Origin of the sequence: Flavobacterium sp. Root901, from assembly GCF_001429765.1 — a bacterium.
In the GTDB taxonomy this organism is placed as follows: Bacteria; Bacteroidota; Bacteroidia; order Flavobacteriales; family Flavobacteriaceae; genus Flavobacterium.
Genome location: NZ_LMJB01000009.1, coordinates 115,849 through 135,802, shown reverse-complemented (window position 1 = coordinate 135,802; position 19,954 = coordinate 115,849). Strand labels below are relative to the sequence as shown.

The window sequence follows — 19,954 nt, the reverse complement described above, 5'->3', positions numbered from 1 at the left end:
TTTATAAGTAAAAACCCCTGAAGATTAAACTTTAGGGGCTAGATTTTGTCTTTTATATAAAATGGTTTTACTGTACTACATAAGATTTTACATCAGCTTCGCAAAGTCTAAAATAGCCCAAAGCATAATTAGATGCATCGCTGTTATTTACAATATTTCCCCGAATATTTCCGGGCGGCACAGAAAAAGGATTTGAGCTTGAAGCTTCCAGAATTAATTTCCAGTAATTAAAAAAGTTTTTAGAAACCCCTCTGTGTGTAATTATTACCGTGTTTCCGGCTTTCATGTCTTCGTGGGAATATCTTGTACTTATTTCATTTCCGTTATAAAATTCATCATCTGTGATTTCGTATTCGGGATAAATTAAAAATTCACTTTGATAATCGGTTACATAATAATTTTTTTCGTCTGCCGGATCACTGTAATAAAAAGTTAATTCTATAGTATCTTCTCCTCCAAAATCGGGAACAATTTTTTGTTCAATTTTGTTGATTGGAGCGGCAGAAGTTAATTTTTCTGCAGCAGTATAAGTTTGTCCTTCGGCATTGATAAACAATTTATAATCCATATCAATAACAGGAACAAAATTGGTACACTTATAAACTCCTGCTTCTGTTTCATTAAAAGTAAAAACGTCTCCATTGCTGTTTTCAACCCTTACCTGCGCTCCGGAAACTTTAGGCGTCGAACCGCTGTAATAAGATGCTGTTTTACTGATTTTTATGGTTTGTTCATTTCCGGCAGTTCCTTTTTTCCAAATAATTTCTGCATCAATTACCAATTTTGTTTCGCCTGTTTCCAGATCAAGATTTACTACATCTTCACACGAAACAAAAGAAAAAACAAAAAGAAAACTTATTAATGCCATTATTCTGTTCATTACTATATATTTTTTCAATTTATTCATCGCATTAAAATTTAAAATTATAAGAAACCCCGGGTACAATTCCGAAAATAGAAAGTCTTCTGGTTTCGTTTGCTCCCGTATCTTCATTGGTTGTAAAAGTCATAGAAGCGGCATTTTTTCTGTTATAGACATTATAAAGACTGAATGTCCAATAGCTTTGCCATCCTTTCTTTTTATCGGGTTTAGGCGTATACGTTGCGGCAAGATCTAAGTGATGAAAAAGAGGCAGTCTGTTTTCGTTTCTCAAAGAATAATTGGGAACATGGATTCCGCCAATTTCATAATATCCGTTTGCATAAGTAACCGGCTGGCCCGACTGTAAAGAGAAATTTCCGTTAAAAGACCATTTCGGGCTAAATTCATAACTTCCTACAATACTTAAATTATGCAGTTTGTCGTACCCGGATAAATACCAGTCCCCATTGGCAATTCCCGGTTCTTCTGCAGTTCTTCCCGGAGTTTTTTGTTCTGCTCTGGATAAAGTATAGGAAATCCATCCGGTAAAAATTCCGGTATTTTTTCTGAATAACAATTCCATTCCGTACGATCTGGCTTTTCCGTTAAGAATGACCTGTTCAATATTGTTATTCGCCAAAACATCTGCACCGTCGATGTAATCAATGCGGTTTTGAACATTTTTATAAAATAATTCGGTTTCTAAAGAGTAATCGCCGTCTCTGAAATTTTTGAAATATCCCAAAGCATATTGATCCAGAAGCTGAGGTTTTGTAAACGGTCCGCTTGGCGTCCAGATACTCATTGGAAGCGGAGACTGCGTATTGGATAAAATATGAATGTACTGTGCCATTCTGTTATAACTTGCTTTTACAGAAGTATTATCATTAAAAGAATAAGACAAAGCCGCTCTTGGTTCAAAATTATTAAAAGTGCTGATTGCCTGACCTTTTTTATAATTGATCGTTCCGTTTGGTGTTCCTTCTTCGTAAATTTTATATAACGGATTATAAACAACTGCCTGACCATTTTCGTAAGTACTGATTTCTTCTCCGCCCAAACGGTAAAATGTACTGTAGCGAAGTCCGTAACGAAAATTCAGCTTTTCTGTAATTTGATTTTCAAAGTCAAGATAAGCAGAAGTTTCTAAAGCATATTTCTTATCCAGCTGTTTGTAATTAAACTGAGAATCTGAAGCTGTAGGCTGCACAACTCCCGGATTAAAATCATAATACAATCCGTCAATACCGTAACTGATTTTAAACTTTTCAGACTGCTGATAATTCCAATTGTATTTTAATCCATAGCTTTGAATGTTGCTGTTCCATTTAAAACTCTCCACCGGAATTTCGAGGTTAAATCTATACTCGCTGAAAAAAGTAGATAAATTACTGTTTAAGCGATCAGAAAATTTGTGTTTCCAGCTTAAAATACCCATTGTACTTCCGTAAGTACTTGCAAAACGATCATTGATATCAAATAAATCATTTCCGAAGTAACCGGAAAAAGACAAACTATTATTGGCATCAAAACGGTAATTTAATTTGGCATTTAAGTCATAAAACATAGCAGAGTTTTTATTATCGGCCAGTTTCAAAAATAAATGCGCATACGAAGTACGTCCTGAAAGTATAAAAGAGCCTTTTTCTTTTTGTAAAGGTCCCTGAACTAAAAGGCGGCTCGAAATAATTCCGATTCCTCCGTTAACCTTAAAGTTTTCAAAATCTCCTGTCTGCTGTGTTACATCTAAAACAGAAGAGACACGTCCTCCAAATTTAGACGGAATCCCGCCTTTGTATAAATCCAGACCATTGATGATATCAGCATTAAAAATGGAGAAAAAACCAAACATGTGCGAATCTGCATATACTGGAGCTCCATCTAAAAGAATCAGATTCTGATCTGCAGCACCTCCGCGGACATTAAAACCGGAAGAAGCTTCTCCGGCGTTTGTAACTCCCGGAAGCGTTAATATCGATTTTAGCGGATCAGGCTCACCCATTGCAACCGGAATTCTTTTTATTTCCTGCATCGAAAGCCTGTTAACGCTCATTTGAGTCGTTTTAATATCCGTCGCTTTGTTATTTGTAATAATGACCTGTTCTAGTTCCCGACTATCAGCATCCATATTGAAGTTGATTCTGGTATCATCAGAAATAGTGATATATTCTTCCTGATTTTTAAAACCAACATAGCTGATTAAAACGGTATATTTTCCGTTTGGGATTTCAAGGCTAAACTTTCCGTTTATATCCGTTACAGCGCCAACTTCAAGTTCTTTAATAAACACATTGGCGCCAATAACGGGCTGTTTGGTATCATCAAAAATCTGACCTGTCAGCCTGCTTTTTTTTTTCGCAGTTTTTACGGCTTGTGATTTCTGTTTTACAAAAATATTATTCCCGACAATAGAGAATTGTACAGTCGAAATTTTGTTAAGTTCCGTAATAAGTTTCTCAATTTCGATTTGCTTATAGGTGCTTTTTTTGTTAAAATACTTTTGGCTTGTATCGATTTGATCTGTAAAGGCAAATTTAAAATCGGTTTGATTTTCAATTTGTTTAAAGAATTCTTTTAAGGTTACGTTTTGATCTACAGTTACCGTAACATCCTGGGCAGACATAGATAAACTGAATAAAAAAAAGCATGCCGAAATTATATGCTTCATGAAATTTTGTATTTTTGAATATTATTATATGGAATAACCTCGTGTTATCCTGAATATGAGGAGGATGTGGAGTTTCGCGGCTTACATCCTTTTTCTTTTCTTATTGAAAAGCAATCTGTTTTAAATCTTCATTTATTTCAAAGTTTAGGTTATACATTTCTGAGATTAATTGTACAATTGTTTTTAAATCTTCTTTTTTATTGATTCGAATAGTAATTTTTTGATTCTGATAATTTTGCGGAAGCGTTACTTTATAACCGTAATTTTTCTCTATATAAGCACTCACGGCAGATAAGTTTTCATTTTCAAAATCAATAAAACGGCTGAATTCTGTTACTGAAATCGTTTGGTTGGCATAAGTAAATTTTTGTCCCGGTTTCAAAATCCATTTTTGATCCTGTCCTTTTACATTCATTTGAACACTTCCTTCAAAAAGTTCCACCATTACTTCCTCGTTTTCAGTTTCGTTTACGGTAAATGAAGTTCCTAAAACTGTCGTGATAGTTTCATTAGAAAAAACCTGAAAAGGATGTTTTTTGTCTTTTTTAACTTTAAAATACACTTGCCCGTCTACTTCAATTTTTCTGTTTACCGCAAAATTATCTCCGTAGCAAATCTTAGCATTCGGACTCAATTCTAGTTTTGAATCATCGGGTAAGACTACAAATTTTATTTTCGAAGTAGTATTTTTAATTACGTTTGTGGCCGCAGCAAGCCCGTTTTCTGTAATAGATTCAGAATTAAAATAAATTCCTGTTCCAATAAGTACAAAAAGTAAAACAGCAGCGGCGGCACAATAGCGCCAGATTTTAATTTTCCGTTTTTTCGGAACAAAAGCTTTAGAGCGAAATTCTTCCCAGGAAGCTTCTTTTGTGCTTTCTGAGTGCGGTACCGGAATTTCATCCCATAATTTTTTTAATTCTTCGTCTAAATTTTCTTTATCCATGACCTTTCGGTTTTAAAGTTTTTTGCAATAAAATCCTTGTTTATTAAAAACACTATAAACCATTTCCTGGATTTCTCTGTTGGTTTCGATTTTTAAAATTCGTTCCCGATTTTTAAAATCAAAATTTATAATACAATCAGATATAATGAACTGTAAAAGAACCACAATATGACTTGCGTCTTTTTTTGTTCTGATATTCGTTTTATACGCTTCAATATGCATTTTTTGTCGTCGTTTTTAGATATAACAAACGAGAACAAAAAAGTTCCTAATGATCTGCGATTTTTTTTCGAATAAATTTACTGGCGAGATAAATATGATTGGCAATGGTCTTTTCAGAAAGATCCGTAATTTCTGCAATCTCCTTATAGCTAAGGTTTTCCAGTTTGTGTAAAGTAAATATTTTTTGCTGCTGTTCAGGAAGCTGATTAATGAAATTATATAATTTTTCTTGTCTTTCCTCAAATATTCCTGAGTCAGATTCTTCCTGTACAATTTCAGTCTGAGAAGGATTAAGCTGAACTATTTTGTTTTCTCTGTTAACATGATTGATGAGGATGTTTTTGCAAATAGTGTATAATTGTTTGTCAAACAAAACATCTTCATTGAGCAATTCTCTTTTATTATATAACCGTAAAATACTTTCCTGAACGAAGTCTTCCGGAGTAAGTACAGTAAGATCAAAACGTTTGGCAATATTTATCAGTTTGTCGTAGTAGCTGAAGTAAACCTCTTTGAAGGCTGCTTCATTACCTTTTTTCAAACTTAAAATAAACTTTTTATTGTCCATAACGAAAATATCGCAGCTAGTTTTATCTAGTCAAAACTCACTGGGTTCAATATTATTGTATCGGAAAAATGACCAATTTCAAATTCCGAATGTAATAAGTTACAAAGAACCGTAATTTAATTTTAAAGTTTGACGCTGATATCGAAAAATGTTACAATAAATGTGGTGATTTTCTTCTTATAGAAATCTGATAAATTTTAATTTGAAAGCAAATGGGATAAAAACTTAATATTCCAAAAATCTATTCTATTTTAGAACAAAATTCGGCAGCGTAAAAAAAAAGTGTAAATTCTTACATTTGTAAAATAAAATTAAACTATGGTGAACTTTATTCTATTTATCTTATTTGTTTGTGTTATAGTCTTATTTAATAATTTTTCGAAAATAAAAGAAGAAAATGACAATTTGGATTCTCTTTACAGAAAAAGCAGGGAAGATTATAATTCATTAAAAAGTCAAATTGATGAAATCAAAAAACACATTGTTCAATCTGGTTTAAGCCGGGAAGATTTAATAACTAAAATAGAGGAAGTTGAAATAGTTTCAGAACCCGTTGCCGAAATTTCTCCTCAAATCATTTCGGATCCAGTTGTTGATCTTGAAGAGTTTATTCAAGATCCTGTTATAAATCAGGAAATTGCAGAAAAACCTGTTTTAAGTTTCGATTCATCGGCAGTTCCGGTTTACGATACCAATAAAAATATCGAAGAACAAGATTCAGAATCATCAGATTTTGAACATTCTGTTCTTCCGGCAGAAACTCAAACAGAACCTCAGTATAAAGAAGAAGAAATCTATGTAGAAAGTGCTTTTTCAATCTTTATAAAAAAAATAGAACAGCAGTTTGCCGAAAACTGGACTGGTATTTTAGGAACCGCAATTATGGTTTTAGGAATTGGTTATCTGAGTATTTATACAGCTTTAAAAGTTTCACCAATGTTCCGTGTTTTAATTCTTTGGATTTATGCCGGAGTTTTGGCCGGGTCGTATTACTTCTTAAAGAAAAAAGAAAAATGGCTTAAAACCGGACTGTGGCTTCGAAGTGCCGGAGCAAGTTTATTTTTGTTTGGATGTTTCGGTGCATCACAAATTCCGGCGCTTACATTTGTAGAAAGTATTCCGCTTGCATATTCTCTGATGGGAATTGGAATTGCAATTAATTTATTTGTAGGCTATATCATAAGGCAGCAAACTTTTTTATCGCTGCATGTTATTTTGAGCATTTTAGTTTTATGCGTCATTCCCGATAAACTTTTAATTACCTTTTTATTGGCATCTTTAACCGCGACAGCAGGAATTATTTTGTCTTTTAAAGAAAAATGGGAATATCATTTACTAATTGTTATTTCGGCTTTTATCATATTTGATCTCTGGTTTACACAAGGAAATCATGTTTTAAGTCCGTCTCAGAATATGTTTGCCATATTTGGTATTATCCTCGTTTCTGTAAGCTGCATGTATATGCAATACCGCAGCATTTATGCGAATACACATTTTGACCGAATTGCATTTATAACGCATCTTACTAACTGGATTTTGTTTGCTTCAGGTTTAATTTTGCATTCAACCGGAAGCAAAATTAAAATATTTGTTCTCTTCGCAGCCGGAATTCTATGCCTTTTCGCCGCACTTTTTGCCAGAAAGAAAAAGATTTTTTGGCTGTATCATTTAGACGGAATGGTTTCGTTCGTGCTTTTTGCATTAACGGCCGTTATGCTAAATGACTGGAAAGTTGGTTTTGATGTTATTGCCTGTATATTGTACTTTTTGGTTATTGCTTGCTTATTTATCGTTTACAAAAGCGGCGAAACTTTACTGCATAAAATATTTTTAGGTATTAATCATGTTTTAGGTTTAATAATCCTGGGCTTTTTTACTTTGCATATCAGTCCATATTCTCTTCAAATCAATATTACAAATACTTTTGCAACGCTGATTGTTCTGACTTTGATAACGCTGATAGTTCCAGTTTTCTGTGCTGTAAAAAAAGAGTTTTTAGAAATAGATGCTTTTGTGATGAAGAAAGATTTGAGTTTAAACGGAATTTTCTCAGTTCTTTTCTCCCTATTGTTTTTTGTAAGCTGGTATCACACCATCGAATTTTCGTTTTATTATCCGTTGATATTTTTGGCTTTATTGTGGTGTGGTTTACGATTCAAATTCAAAACCAATACGTTTGATTTAGGAAGATTTACTTTTTTAATTATTACTATTATTACAGGTTTAGTATTAATCGTTAACAAGCAAAAATCTAATTTGGACATTGTTTTTGCTCTTGGGATCATCGCTGTAATAACTTTTAACTGGTTTGTAAAATTATTTTATACAAATGAACGCATTATAAAAACCATTGGTATTGTTGGTATAAATGCATTATTTATTTCAGTTTTGCATAGATATGTGGGTGATTACCATATTGCTTTGATTTTCGGATTGTTTGGTATTGCGTTATTAAATCACGAATTTTTATGGATTCAGTTTAAACGAAAAACGCTTGCTGCCGGTAATCAGGCTTTGCTTTATCTTTTCTGTCTGGGATTATCGATAGCAGGAAGCTTTTTGTTTGCGTACAAAACCCAGTTTTTAAATACTGCCGAAATTGGTTTAATAGCTGTTGGAATTTCTGTTATCGAAACGTATTTCTTATTTGCAGATACAATTAGAAATAAGACAAATGAAGTCATCCCTGTCTGGGGAAATTATAATAGTATAAATTCAGAATTTATACTTTTCAACGCATTAGTATTTGGATTTTCTTGTATCGAGAGCAATTACATTTCGGTTTATTTAGGAGTTTTAGCAGTATTAACATTTTGGGTTTTTCAAAAAGTTGAAAGAATTAAACGCTATAATGTTTACTCATTTTTATTTTTAATTGGTTCTGTGCTTCTGACAGTTTTCCTGGCTGTTTCCGGAAAAGATTATCTTTTGAATAAAAATACATTATATATTACAGAAACAATTAGTATTTTATTATCTGTTATTTACAGCTGGCTGCAATTAAAAAGCTCAAAGGAAGAAGGGAAAATGTATAGCGCCATTTTGCCTATCATTCAAAATTTATGGATCATCATTTTATTATTTGCTCAGGTAGAGATGTCTTATTTACCGGTGATATTTATGCTTTTGGCAATCCTGAATTTCGTACTGATTTTGTACAAAAAAATAGAACTGGCTTCAGAATCAGTTATAGTGATTGGTTCTTTATCTATTTTAGCTTCGGTTTTTTACAGCATCAAACAAAAAAACAATTTTACTTTGATGGATTGGGTTTTACAACTTTCGGCCATTGTTCTATTGATCGTTCTCGTTTTTCTTATTCGTAAAAAAGAGTTTATTAAGTCACTAAAGATCGATTATCAGATTGTCATAAACATTTGGCTTTCTATTATTATGTTCTCGCAATTAGAGCATAAATGGCTTCCGGTATTTTGGGCAGCAACGGCAATTGTAAACCTATTACTTTATTATAAAAAAATTGGAAACAAAAAAGAAATCAGTATTGTTTACTATTTGCTGGCCAATTTTCATTTAGCGTTTGTGAGTTTCAATTATTTCGAATCAAGATTTGAATTTGTTTATATCATCATATTTGCACTATTAGCATTGTACATTTTTATTATTTACAAATACATAGAAGATTTCAAGTTTAGAAACAGCATTATTATTTATCCAGCGACTTTTAGTATAGGATTGTTTTTGTTTCTTTCGTTTGATAAAGGAATTTTAACATTCTTCTGGATTCTGGAATCATTGGGGTTATTAATACTCGGAATTATTTTAAAAGAAAAATACTTCCGTTATGTATCACTTTCCTTAGTTGGTGTCTGTGTCATCCGACTGATGTTTTTCGACTTATCAAATGCCGATTTCCTTATCAGAGCATTGGTTTTACTTGGCGTTGGAGTAGTGCTTTTAGTAATGAATACTTTATTTAAAAAGTACAAGGAGCGATTTGATTAAAAACTATTCTGAAATTTTTTTATTTGATATAAAAAAGAAAACCCTTAAATAGAAATATTTAAGGGTTTTTTAGATGCTTCTATTAACGAATCCCGAACTTTGTATTGGGTGACCTGATCCCGGTTTGGTATTGTAAAAATTCTCTTTTTGATCAATTTTAATTGCATTTTGCAATGCAGCAACAATTGGAAGATCTTTAGGATTATTTGGATCAATAAATGTTCGTATTCCGATCGTTAAATACCGAGTGCCAATGTCCACTTAAAAATAATAATGGTACAGACTTATGGACTGATTTATTTTTCCGGTTCTAAATTGTCAATATCAGAAATCTGATCCAGAATATTGGTCTGGTTAGGCGAAATATAGTTTTTTATTTCGCTTGGTGTTTCTTTTTTAAAAAGGAGATCTAACGCATTGTATAGTTTTAATAAAACATCTTTGTCTTCTTTTGCAATGTCTAAAGCCGTATTGAAATTGAAAACATAATTATTCGAATTGCGTACTTCTACTTTTATCGTTTTTGATGTAATTTTAAATTTAACTATATCCATTATTGGTTATAAATTACGTTAGTAAAATGTTATTTTAAAAGTAGTTATATAAAATGTAAACCACAAATTTTAGTATAATTACAAAGTATTATAAATAAAAAAACATCACTTTATAAAGTGATGTTTTTTTTACCTTGTAGCGAGGACGGGAGTTGAACCCGTGACCTCAGGGTTATGAATCCTGCGCTCTAACCAACTGAGCTACCTCGCCTGGACTGCTATCATGAATTCCTGATTGCGGGTGCAAAGATAGAAATAATATTAAAGCTTACAAGAATAAAATGAAGAAAAAAAAATATTTTTAAAAACGCATTGTTTTTGGACATATATTCTTATATTTCGAAAAAATTAAAAGTAGCACATGGATTCAAAAATACGTTACGAAATCGAGTTTCCGATCAATTCTTCGCCACAATTATTGTATCAATATATATCAACTCCGTCAGGTTTATCAGAATGGTTTGCTGACAATGTTAACTCAAGAGGTGAATTTTTTACTTTCATCTGGAATGATTCGCAGGAAAAAGCACGTCTTGCTTCTAAAAAAACAGGTGAAAAAGTAAAATTCAAATGGGTTGATGAAAGCAGTAAGGATACTGAATACTTTTTTGAACTGCATATTTTAGTTGATGAGTTAACTAAAGATGTTTCATTAATGGTAGTTGATTTTGCTGAAAAAGAAGAAGTAGGAGAGGCTAAACAATTGTGGGAGAATCAAATCTCAGACCTAAAACATCTTATAGGTTCTGTTTAGTAAAAGTCTATTTTATGCCTTATATTTGCCCTGAACAAAATTCAGGGTTTTTTTATGATCAATTTTAACGGAAACATTGCACAAGAAGAAAATTTACTAACACAAAATCGTGCTTTTTTATACGGCGACGGTGTCTTTGAAACGGTAAAAATTATCAACAATAAAATCTTGTTTCTGGAAGATCATTATTTCAGGTTAATGGCTTCGATGCGGGTTGTGAGAATGGAAATTCCGATGAATTTTACAATGGAATATTTTGAAGAGCAGATTTTAAATCTGGTTCAGCAAAAAAATATTACTTCTTCGGCAAGAGCCAGAATAACCGTTTTTAGAAATGACGGCGGTTTATACCTTCCCAAAACAAATGATATTTCATTTTTAATTCATGCAGCAGCTCTGGACAATACTTTTTATGTGTTAAATAAAGCTGAATATGAAGTAGATTTATATAAAGATTTCTATGTAACAAAACAATTATTATCGTCCATCAAAACGACTAATAAAATGATTAATGTTACCGGGAGTATTTTTGCCCACGAAAACGGACTGGCGAATTGTATTTTAATAAACGACACCAAAAATGTTGTAGAAGCTTTACAGGGAAATTTATTTATGCTTACAGGCAAAAAACTAATTACACCCCCAATTTCTGAAGGCTGTTTAAATGGTATTATGCGCAAACAAATCCTGGCTTTGGCTAAAAAAACAGAGGGCATAGAAGTAATTGAGGAAATAATTTCACCGTTTGATCTTCAAAAAGCAGATGAATTATTCCTGACAAATGTAATCACAGGGATACAGCCGATAACCAAGTATCGAAAAAAAGAGTTTACAAGTAATCTGGCCCATTTATTAGTGCAGAAACTAAATGAATCCATATCTGAAAATTAATTCAGATAAGGATTTTCAGGTGCATTTGACCAAATTACATAATCACCTCCAAGCTCAATAATCTGTTCTTTCCAGAAATGAGTGGTTGATTTTCCGATAATTTTATTTTTATAATTATTATCGGCAATGATCCAGGAATTGCCCTGCATTTCATTTTCAAGCTGATTTTCGTCCCAACCGGTATAACCTAAGAAAAAGCGAATATTATTCTTACTGATCGCTCCGTCGTTTATTAAGTCTTTGGTTGATTCAAAATCGCCTCCCCAATAAATTCCATTTGAAATCTCAACACTATTTGGGATTAAGTCAGGAATATTGTGAATGAAGTACAGATTGTCTTGTTCAACTGGGCCTCCGTTATATATCTTGAAGTTGGCATCAATTTCAGGTATTAAATCATTAATGGTGTATTTTAATGGTTTATTAATGATAAAACCTATTGATCCTTCTTTGTTATGGTCTGCTAATAAAATTACCGATCTGTTAAATGATAAATCTCCAATTATTGAAGGCTCGGCAATAAGCAGGTGTCCTTTTTTTAATTTTTCTGAAATCATACGGTTACAATTTTTATTAAATTTAATCATAAAATTTTTAAATTCACAAAAAAAATCGTTAAACCGTACAAAAAAACCCTTCAGAAGAAGGGTTTTAATTATATTATTTAGTTTAGAGAACTTTCTTACTTAGTTCACTGCACCTTCTAATTCAGCTCCAGCTTTGAATTTTACTACATTTTTTGCAGCAATTTTGATAGTTTTTCCTGTTTGAGGATTTCTACCGTCTCTAGCAGCTCTCGCAGATACTGACCAAGATCCGAAACCTACTAATGAAATTCTTCCGCCTTTTTTCAAAGTAGTCCCTACATTTCCTAAAAATGACTCTAAAGCTAATTTTGCCGCAGCTTTTGTAATTCCTGCATCAGCAGCGATAGCATCGATTAATTCTGATTTGTTCATAATAATTAGTTATTAATTGTTGGTTAAAAAAAATTGTTAATACACAAATTTAGTAGGAAATCCGTTGCGTGCAAGTGTTTTCTTTAATTTTAGCAATAATTGTTGATAACTTGTTTTTTTTGTTCATAAAGCGTGTTGTTTATCGATCAAAATCAGGTAGAAACCCCTGTTTTACTGACCTTAATAGACCTTTGCGCTATCAGAAAAAGTTATTCCGTTTAACAATTCTGCCACCTGCATTCTCTTTTTTCCTGGTAATTGTAGACTTAATAACTGAATAAAGCCGTTTTTTATTGCAATTTTTATTTCTTTTTTACTGCTGATCAGGGTTCCGGCTTCATAAGAATGGCTGTCTGAAACCAATTTAGCTTCGTATATTTTAATATTTAATTCTTCATCCTTATCTTTTAGAAAACACCACGCGGCAGGATAGGGGCATAAACCACGAATCAGGTTATTGATTTCTTCTCCGGATTTTGTCCAGTCGATTTTGCAATTTTCCTTGTTGAGTTTGTAGGCTGTTTTAATCTCAGAGTTGTCTTCCTGAATAGTTGTGCTGACATTTCCGTTTTCAATTACTTTTAAAGTATCAATAACAGTTGTGCTGCCTAAATGCATTAGCCGATCGTGAAGCTGTCCTGCATTTTCTGATGGTTCAATCGCGATTTCAGAATTTAAGATCATTGCCCCGGTATCGATTTTATCATCGATAAAAAATGTAGTAACACCGGTTTTGGTTTCACCATTAATAATGGCCCAGTTTATCGGCGCCGCACCGCGATAGTTTGGCAGTAAGGAAGCATGAAGATTAAAAGTTCCTAAGCTTGGCATTTCCCAAACTACTTTTGGAAGCATCCTAAAAGCAACTACAATTTGTAAATTGGCATTTAGAGCTTTCAATTCGGCTAAAAAACTTTCGTCTTTTAAATTTGTCGGCTGTAATAAGGTAAGATTGTTTGCCAGTGCATATTCTTTAACAGCCGAATATTTTATTTTTTGTCCGCGTCCTGCCGGTTTATCTGCAGCTGTAATAACGCCGACAACTTCGTAATTGTTTTTAATAATGGTGTCCAGAATGCCAACTGCAAACTCCGGAGTTCCCATAAATATGATTCGTAATTTTTCCATTATGATTTTAAAGTATATTTATTATTTGCCAAAATAATGATGTGATTGTTTTCCAGTAATTCCTGAAGAACCAGAACAACATCTTTAGCATCTAATTTAATCTGATTTTGAATTTCCCGCGAAGTTAAGGCAGTTGCTTTTAATAAGTGAAGAATTTTATCAGCAATCGAATCGGCTTCTGTGATTTTCCCTTTTTGAGTAATACAATAGGAGCAGATCCCGCAATTTGATTTTGTTTCTTCGCCAAAATAATCCAAAACCAATCGGTTCTTGCAGGTTTTGTCTTCTTTTATATAATAAAGCACAGACGAAAGCTGGTCGCGTTTTAATTTGTTTTGTTTTTCCAGATATTTAGAAACCCTGTTTATAGTTAAATCGTCTTCGCGGACTTCGTTGAATAAAATCGTTGCATCGTTATTTTTAGATTTATATTCTATAATTTCTTTTTCTTTTAATTTTTCTAAAACAGCCGTTACCTGCTCTTCCGTGTGATTTGATTTTTTGGCAATTAAAGTAAGATTTAGCGGAGTTTTCATTTCATGAACGCCGGGATACGTTCTCAAAATGGCCAGAATAATTTCCTCATCATTCGGATTCAGGCTCATATATCGAATTACTTCTTTCGATTCAATTAAAAACTGCATTATTACTTTTTCTGAAAATTCCTGAGACATCGTAATTATTCCCTGTTGGTTTAAAAACTGCAAAGCATTATATGTCTTTAAAGTAGGAAAATCGTATTTATTGCAAAAATGATTCATTTTAAAAGAATACGAATCGTCTAAACCTTCGCCATAAGCAATCTGAAAATAATTACAGAGCTTAACATACATGGTTTTAAGGAATTTTTTATCTGGAAGAACATTTATAAATTGCTGTTCTGTTTGATTGGCATCTGAATTGTTAAACAATAAAACCGAAAATGCTTTTTCGCCGTTTCTTCCCGCGCGTCCGGATTCCTGATAATAGTTTTCCAGGTTTTCCGGCAGCTGTGTATGAATAACTGTTTTAACGTTGTCTTTGTCAATGCCCATTCCAAACGCATTTGTCGCGACAATAACCTGTGCTTGTTCTGACATCCACAACTGCATATTTTTATCTTTTTCCTGTGCCGAAAGTCCGCCATGATAATATGTTGCTCTAAAACCTAACGATTGCAGTTGGGTTGACATATTTAAACAAGATTTTCTGTTTCGTACATATATAATAGAAGGCTGTGGATTTTTCTTCAAAATCTGCTCGACGCGATACAATTTATCTTCGACTTCAAAAACCATGTACGCAATATTTTTTCTTTCAAAAGACTGCTGGAAAAGTTTGGTATCTTTTAATCCCAATTCGGTTTTAATGTCTTCTACAACTCTTGGTGTTGCAGTAGCGGTTAAAGCTAAAAAAGGAATTTTAGGAAAGTATTTTTTAAGTTCAGAAATTTTTAAATAAGCAGGTCTGAAATCATGGCCCCATTGCGAAACACAATGTGCTTCGTCTATAGCGATTAAATTGATAGGAAGATTTTTAATGCGTTCTAAAATCCAGTCAGACTGAAGGCGTTCCGGAGAAAGATAAAGGAATTTATAATTTCCGTATTGGCAGTTGTCCAAAAGGTCAATGATTTCTTCTGTATGAATGCCGCCCGTAAGTGCAATGGCTTTAATATCTCTTTTTTGAAGATTCATCACCTGATCTTTCATCAGGGCAATTAAAGGAGAAATGACCAGACAAATCCCTTCTCGCATCATGGCCGGGACCTGAAAACATATTGATTTTCCGCCTCCGGTTGGCAGCAGGGCAAATGTATCCTGACCTTCTAAAACCGAATCAATAATTTCTTTTTGCAGAGGTCTAAAACCGGAATGTTTCCAGTATTTAAAAAGAATTTCCTGAGCGTCCTGCATGGCCTGTGTTTTAAAGTTAAAAATTTAGAAATCAGTTTCTAGTTTTGCAACTTTAAAACCGGCTGCTAAATTTTGTCTAAGATATAAAGAATTCTGTTTTCAACCGTATCTTTTGGAACCTCAATTAAATCGTAACCGTATTTCTTATACGTTTCAATTAAGTGTTCCTGGATTTCCAATGCCTGTTCAAAATTTTCATAACGCTCTGTGTCGCTCTGATAAATTTCTTCCCAAGGCGGTAAAATAAAAGTTTTAGAATATTTGTACTCCTCACACGCTTTTGTAAAATGTGTTGGATATTTATCGCCAATATAGTCCATATAGGCTACAACATCGGGAATACCGCGATCTATGAAAACGATATTATCAGGCTCATTTTTGGCATTTTCAAATTGCTGAATGCGTCCTTCCAGCAGCATTTCGCTAAACAATAATGGCTGTTCCAGAAACAATTGCTCGATGCCTCTTTTCTGGGCTTCGAGTGTAACTTCTCTTGAAATTTCAGGGTAACAACAATAGCCACGAGCGACTAATTCGTTTATAAGCGTAGATTTTCCCGTACCAGGACCGCCAATGAGTACTATGATTTGTTTTTGCACTATTCTAAAAATAAAGCGCAAATTTACCTAAACTTATTCGTAATTAAAAAGAATATTTATCATAAGCGAATAATTTGGCATTTTTGGTGGTTAAGGTGTTCTGGATTGAAATCCAGCTCTACAATATTTAGAGAGCTTTTAGCTCTTTTTTTTAGTTTTGAAGGATAAAACCATGTTTTGTAGAAAACTGGATTGAAATCCAGCTCTATAATATTTAGAGAGCTTTTAGCTCTTTTTTTTTAGTTTCGAAGGAATACAAATATTTTGTAGGGCTGGATTTCAATCCAGCCTGAATTGTTTAAAAAATCAATCACAAAACAAATAGTTGCCATTTCCTTTTTTATTAGTCGGAACAATCAAATGCGATTCAAATTTCTTTCCTTTTAAAACGTCATTCACAAAATCCAGAACATATTGCTGCCCCTGATGAAAAAGATAACCCGAAAATTCATGTCCGCCGCCGCAGAAAGTAATCAGTTCAATATCTTTGTTTAAATCCTTCATTTGATTGTAAACGGCATAAGATCCAAACAAAATCAGCCAGCCTGAAGCGTTAGTCGGGCACGAACGATGAGATCCTGCGCTATAAGGAACTGTATCGTCATTGTTTCCGTGAGCCAGTAACATCGGAACCGCTTTTTCTTTTGTAATCAGATTTATATCCTGAATCGCTCCCGAACCTCCAATAAAGCCTTTGTATTTAAAGCTTTCAGGTAGGTTATTTTTATATAAATTCATCAGTTTATAATCCCAAAACGAAGCCTGAAAACCAATTTCAGCCCCGGCACTAATTCCCGAAATAAAGATTTTTGAAGTATCAAGATTATATTTATCGGCATTTTCAATCAAAAAAGCTGTCGCCTGCCACATATCGCTTACACCAATTTGAATCGCTTTTATTTTTTCTGTCAATGTTCCTTTACAGCCAAAATCTTTTCCTTTCATATATAAACTATAGGAAATGCTGGCAACTGCAATGCCGTTTTCGGCCATAAACAAACCAAAGTTTTTTTCGCTTGTGCGTTCTCCGCCAGAAAATCCGCCGCCAAAAGCAAACATAATCAGCGGAATTTTTTCGCTAGATTTTTTCTTTGGCAGATACAAATCTAAATCTAATTTTAAAGTGTCGTTTTGAAAATAGGTTATGGTTTTGACTTCTTGTGCCTGAATTGCATTGGTTATAAGTGCGATAAAAAGTAAAAGGATTTTTTTCATTGTAAAGAGGTTTTAATCTCGCAAAGTCGCAAAGACGCAGAGTTTTTTCGCCACGAATTTCACGAATTTCGCTAATTCTAATTGTATTGATTAGCCAAGATAAATAAAATTCGGGAAATTGAATTTTAGTTGAAAAAAATTAGTGCAAATTCGTGATCCCGATAGCTATCGGGAGTGACAAAAAAACACTAATTTTTTTGGGTCAAAAAATCTAAAATCTAAAATCTGAAATCTGAAATCAAAACCGTATATTTGCGTTTATTTTTAATTACGAATGGAGAACGATAAAGAAAAAAATACAGCCGAATTTTACGAAAGATTAAAAGTCGAACTAGATAACGCAAACAGTTGGCCAGCAGAATATTTGTACAAGTTTATTGTGCCGTCTGTGGGAGATAATGTGGAGCGTGTTGAAAAAGCTTTTGACAGAATGGGCGCAGTTATTAAAACAACAAAATCTAAAACAGGTAAATTTACCAGCGTTTCTGTAGATGTAACCATGCACAGCTCTGATGAGATAATTGGTAAATACAAAGAAGTTTCTACAATTGAAGGTATAGTTTCATTATAACTTATGAACGAAAAATATAAAAGAGAAGCCGCAAGTGATGTTGTTTACAATTTAGAATACAATTCTGAAAGACAGCGTTTGATTATTCCGGAATATGGTCGTCATTTACAAAAACTGATCGATCAGGCTACTGCAATCGAAGATGATGAAATGCGCAACAAAGCCGCAAAATATATCATTCAGGTTATGGGAAGCTTAAATCCGCATTTGCGCGATGTGCCGGATTTTCAACATAAATTATGGGATCAGCTGTTTATCATGTCTGATTTTAAATTGAATGTAGAATCTCCTTATCCAATTCCTTCAAGAGAGGTTTTAGAATTAAAACCAGATGTTTTGCAATATCCGCAGAATTTTCCAAAATACAGATTTTACGGCAATAACATTAAATATATGATTGATGTTGCCAATAAATGGGAAGAAGGCGAAATGAAAAATGCATTGGTAATGGTAATTGCCAACCACATGAAAAAATCATTTTTGAGCTGGAATAAAGACACCGTAAAAGATGATGTGATTTTTGAGCATTTATATGAATTGTCAGGAGGGAAAATTAATTTGCTGCACAGTACAGAAGAATTGTTGAACACAACAGATTTAATGCGTACCAATAAACGTGTTTCAAATAAAATTACACCGGCCGGACAGACAAAAACACAAAACAACAAAAACAATAACAACAAAGGCGGTAAGCAAAAGAATTTTCAAAAAAACAATAATCAAAAATAAAAGGAGCTAAGATGCTAAGGGACTAAGATGCTAAGATTTTGGCTCAGACCTCAGAACCTTAGAATCTCAGAACCTTAGAACCTAAACAAGATCTATGGGAATTTTTAAAATCGAAGGAGGAACTCCTTTAAAAGGAGAAATCACTCCGCAAGGAGCAAAAAATGAGGCATTACAAATTTTATGCGCCGTGCTGCTGACCGGTGAGAAAGTAAAAATTAATAATATTCCTGATATTATAGACATCAATAAATTAATCACATTGCTGGGTAATTTGGGTGTAAAAATTCAACGCAATGAACCGGGTTCGATTACGTTTCAGGCCGATGAGGTAAATGTTGGATACTTAGAAACAGAAGCTTTCAAAAAAGAAGGCGGAGCGCTTCGTGGCTCTATTATGATTGTTGGACCGCTTTTAGCCCGTTTTGGAAAAGGATATATTCCGAAACCGGGAGGTGACAAAATTGGACGCCGCAGATTAGATACACACTTTGAAGGGTTTATTAACCTTGGAGCAAAATTCAGATATAACAGAGAAGATCATTTTTACGGAGTAGAAACTCCTGAAGAAGGACTTCAGGGAACAGATATGCTTCTTGACGAAGCTTCTGTAACCGGAACAGCAAATATTGTAATGGCTGCTGTTTTAGCAAAAGGAAAAACTACAGTTTACAATGCTGCCTGTGAGCCTTATTTACAGCAGTTATGTAAAATGTTAAACTCTATGGGAGCAAAAATCACTGGAGTTGGTTCTAACTTATTGACTATTGAAGGTGTTGAAAGCCTAGGCGGATGCGAGCATACTATTCTTCCGGATATGATCGAAATTGGTTCCTGGATTGGTCTTGCAGCTATGACAAAAAGCGAAATTACGATTAAAAATGTAAGCTGGGAAAATTTAGGTTTAATTCCAAATACTTTTAGAAAATTAGGAATTACAATCGAAAAACGTAACGACGATATTTACATTCCTGCACACACCAATGGTTATGAAGTAAAAACAGATATCGACGGTTCAATCTTAACCATTGCCGATGCGCCATGGCCAGGATTTACACCGGATTTATTAAGTATTGTTTTAGTTGTGGCAACGCAGGCAAAAGGCGATGTTTTAATTCACCAAAAAATGTTCGAAAGCCGTTTGTTCTTCGTGGATAAATTGATTGATATGGGAGCAAAAATCATGTTGTGTGATCCGCACAGAGCTGTGGTTATGGGACATAATTTTGAATCTCAATTAAAAGCAACCACAATGTCATCTCCTGATATACGTGCGGGAATCTCATTGTTAATTGCTGCGCTTTCTGCAAAAGGAACAAGCACTATTCAAAACATTGAACAAATTGACCGTGGATACGAACGTATCGACGAGCGTTTAAGAGCAATTGGAGCTAAAATTATCAGAGCATAATTGTTAGCCGCGATTACACTAA

Annotated in this window: 17 protein-coding genes and 1 tRNA gene; 6 read left to right on the top strand and 12 right to left on the bottom strand. The window is 33.5% G+C overall.

The window, feature by feature from the left end; all coding sequences use genetic code 11:
* Positions 1–67: 67 nt before the first annotated feature.
* The 4 genes from ASE21_RS17960 to ASE21_RS17940 all read right to left on the bottom strand — a co-directional run bounded on the left by ASE21_RS17960 (position 68) and on the right by ASE21_RS17940 (position 5,266).
* The gene (locus ASE21_RS17960) at positions 68–907 is read right to left on the bottom strand and encodes a DUF4249 domain-containing protein (RefSeq protein ID WP_057124365.1); all 840 of its coding nucleotides are present in this window, start codon (positions 905–907) and stop codon (positions 68–70) included.
* A gap of 4 nt (positions 908–911) precedes the next feature.
* The gene (locus tag ASE21_RS17955) at positions 912–3,530 is read right to left on the bottom strand and encodes a TonB-dependent receptor (protein WP_057124099.1); all 2,619 of its coding nucleotides are present in this window, start codon (positions 3,528–3,530) and stop codon (positions 912–914) included.
* A 100-nt stretch (positions 3,531–3,630) separates the two neighbouring features.
* A complete protein-coding gene (locus ASE21_RS17950; RefSeq protein WP_057124098.1) occupies positions 3,631–4,476 on the bottom strand; it encodes a FecR family protein in 846 nt (281 codons plus the stop codon).
* Between the two features lie 268 nt (positions 4,477–4,744).
* The gene (locus tag ASE21_RS17940) at positions 4,745–5,266 is read right to left on the bottom strand and encodes an RNA polymerase sigma factor (protein ID WP_057124096.1); all 522 of its coding nucleotides are present in this window, start codon (positions 5,264–5,266) and stop codon (positions 4,745–4,747) included.
* A gap of 405 nt (positions 5,267–5,671) precedes the next feature.
* Between ASE21_RS17940 and ASE21_RS17935 the strand changes: the two genes are divergently transcribed.
* Positions 5,672–9,229 (top strand): DUF2339 domain-containing protein, encoded by a 3,558-nt coding sequence (locus tag ASE21_RS17935; RefSeq protein ID WP_157848787.1) that lies wholly within the window; start codon positions 5,672–5,674, stop codon positions 9,227–9,229.
* 296 nt (positions 9,230–9,525) lie between these two features.
* Here ASE21_RS17935 and ASE21_RS17925 read toward each other — a convergent pair whose 3' ends face one another.
* Both ASE21_RS17925 and ASE21_RS17920 read right to left on the bottom strand, forming a co-directional pair.
* Positions 9,526–9,783: a hypothetical protein gene (locus ASE21_RS17925; RefSeq protein ID WP_057124093.1), complete on the bottom strand. Its 258-nt coding sequence runs from the start codon at positions 9,781–9,783 to the stop codon at positions 9,526–9,528.
* Positions 9,784–9,920: 137 nt separating this feature from the next.
* A tRNA-Met gene (locus ASE21_RS17920) sits at positions 9,921–9,994 on the bottom strand.
* Between the two features lie 150 nt (positions 9,995–10,144).
* Here ASE21_RS17920 and ASE21_RS17915 point away from each other — a divergent pair.
* Positions 10,145–10,537, top strand: coding sequence for an START-like domain-containing protein (locus ASE21_RS17915; RefSeq protein WP_026727620.1), 393 nt, complete (start codon positions 10,145–10,147; stop codon positions 10,535–10,537).
* 54 nt (positions 10,538–10,591) lie between these two features.
* A complete protein-coding gene (locus tag ASE21_RS17910; protein WP_057124092.1) occupies positions 10,592–11,428 on the top strand; it encodes an aminotransferase class IV in 837 nt (278 codons plus the stop codon).
* Here ASE21_RS17910 and ASE21_RS17905 read toward each other — a convergent pair.
* The 6 genes from ASE21_RS17905 to ASE21_RS17880 all read right to left on the bottom strand — a co-directional run bounded on the left by ASE21_RS17905 (position 11,425) and on the right by ASE21_RS17880 (position 17,224).
* Positions 11,425–11,985 (bottom strand): YqgE/AlgH family protein, encoded by a 561-nt coding sequence (locus ASE21_RS17905; RefSeq protein ID WP_057124364.1) that lies wholly within the window; start codon positions 11,983–11,985, stop codon positions 11,425–11,427. The genes ASE21_RS17910 and ASE21_RS17905 overlap by 4 nt on opposite strands.
* 129 nt (positions 11,986–12,114) lie before the next feature.
* Complete coding sequence (locus ASE21_RS17900) at positions 12,115–12,387, bottom strand: HU family DNA-binding protein (protein WP_012022249.1); 273 nt, start codon at positions 12,385–12,387, stop codon at positions 12,115–12,117.
* Positions 12,388–12,567: 180 nt separating this feature from the next.
* A complete protein-coding gene (gene fmt, locus ASE21_RS17895; RefSeq protein ID WP_057124091.1) occupies positions 12,568–13,515 on the bottom strand; it encodes a methionyl-tRNA formyltransferase in 948 nt (315 codons plus the stop codon).
* Complete coding sequence (locus ASE21_RS17890; protein WP_057124090.1) at positions 13,515–15,410, bottom strand: ATP-dependent DNA helicase RecQ; 1,896 nt, start codon at positions 15,408–15,410, stop codon at positions 13,515–13,517. Before ASE21_RS17890 ends, fmt begins: the two co-directional genes overlap by 1 nt.
* 65 nt (positions 15,411–15,475) lie before the next feature.
* Complete coding sequence (locus ASE21_RS17885) at positions 15,476–16,009, bottom strand: AAA family ATPase (protein WP_057124089.1); 534 nt, start codon at positions 16,007–16,009, stop codon at positions 15,476–15,478.
* A 306-nt stretch (positions 16,010–16,315) separates the two neighbouring features.
* Positions 16,316–17,224 carry an alpha/beta hydrolase family protein gene (locus ASE21_RS17880; protein WP_057124088.1) on the bottom strand — a complete coding sequence of 303 codons (909 nt, stop codon included), beginning with the start codon at positions 17,222–17,224 and terminating at the stop codon, positions 16,316–16,318.
* A 274-nt stretch (positions 17,225–17,498) separates the two neighbouring features.
* Between ASE21_RS17880 and ASE21_RS17875 the strand changes: the two genes are divergently transcribed.
* The 3 genes from ASE21_RS17875 to murA all read left to right on the top strand — a co-directional run bounded on the left by ASE21_RS17875 (position 17,499) and on the right by murA (position 19,932).
* On the top strand, positions 17,499–17,795 hold the full coding sequence (locus tag ASE21_RS17875) for a DUF493 family protein (protein ID WP_057124087.1): 297 nt from the start codon (positions 17,499–17,501) through the stop codon (positions 17,793–17,795).
* 3 nt (positions 17,796–17,798) lie between these two features.
* Positions 17,799–18,524, top strand: a complete 726-nt coding sequence (locus ASE21_RS17870; protein ID WP_057124086.1) for a DUF4290 domain-containing protein — start codon at positions 17,799–17,801, stop codon at positions 18,522–18,524.
* Positions 18,525–18,618: 94 nt separating this feature from the next.
* A complete protein-coding gene (gene murA / locus ASE21_RS17865) occupies positions 18,619–19,932 on the top strand; it encodes a UDP-N-acetylglucosamine 1-carboxyvinyltransferase (protein ID WP_057124085.1) in 1,314 nt (437 codons plus the stop codon).
* The last annotated feature ends 22 nt before the right edge of the window (positions 19,933–19,954 follow it).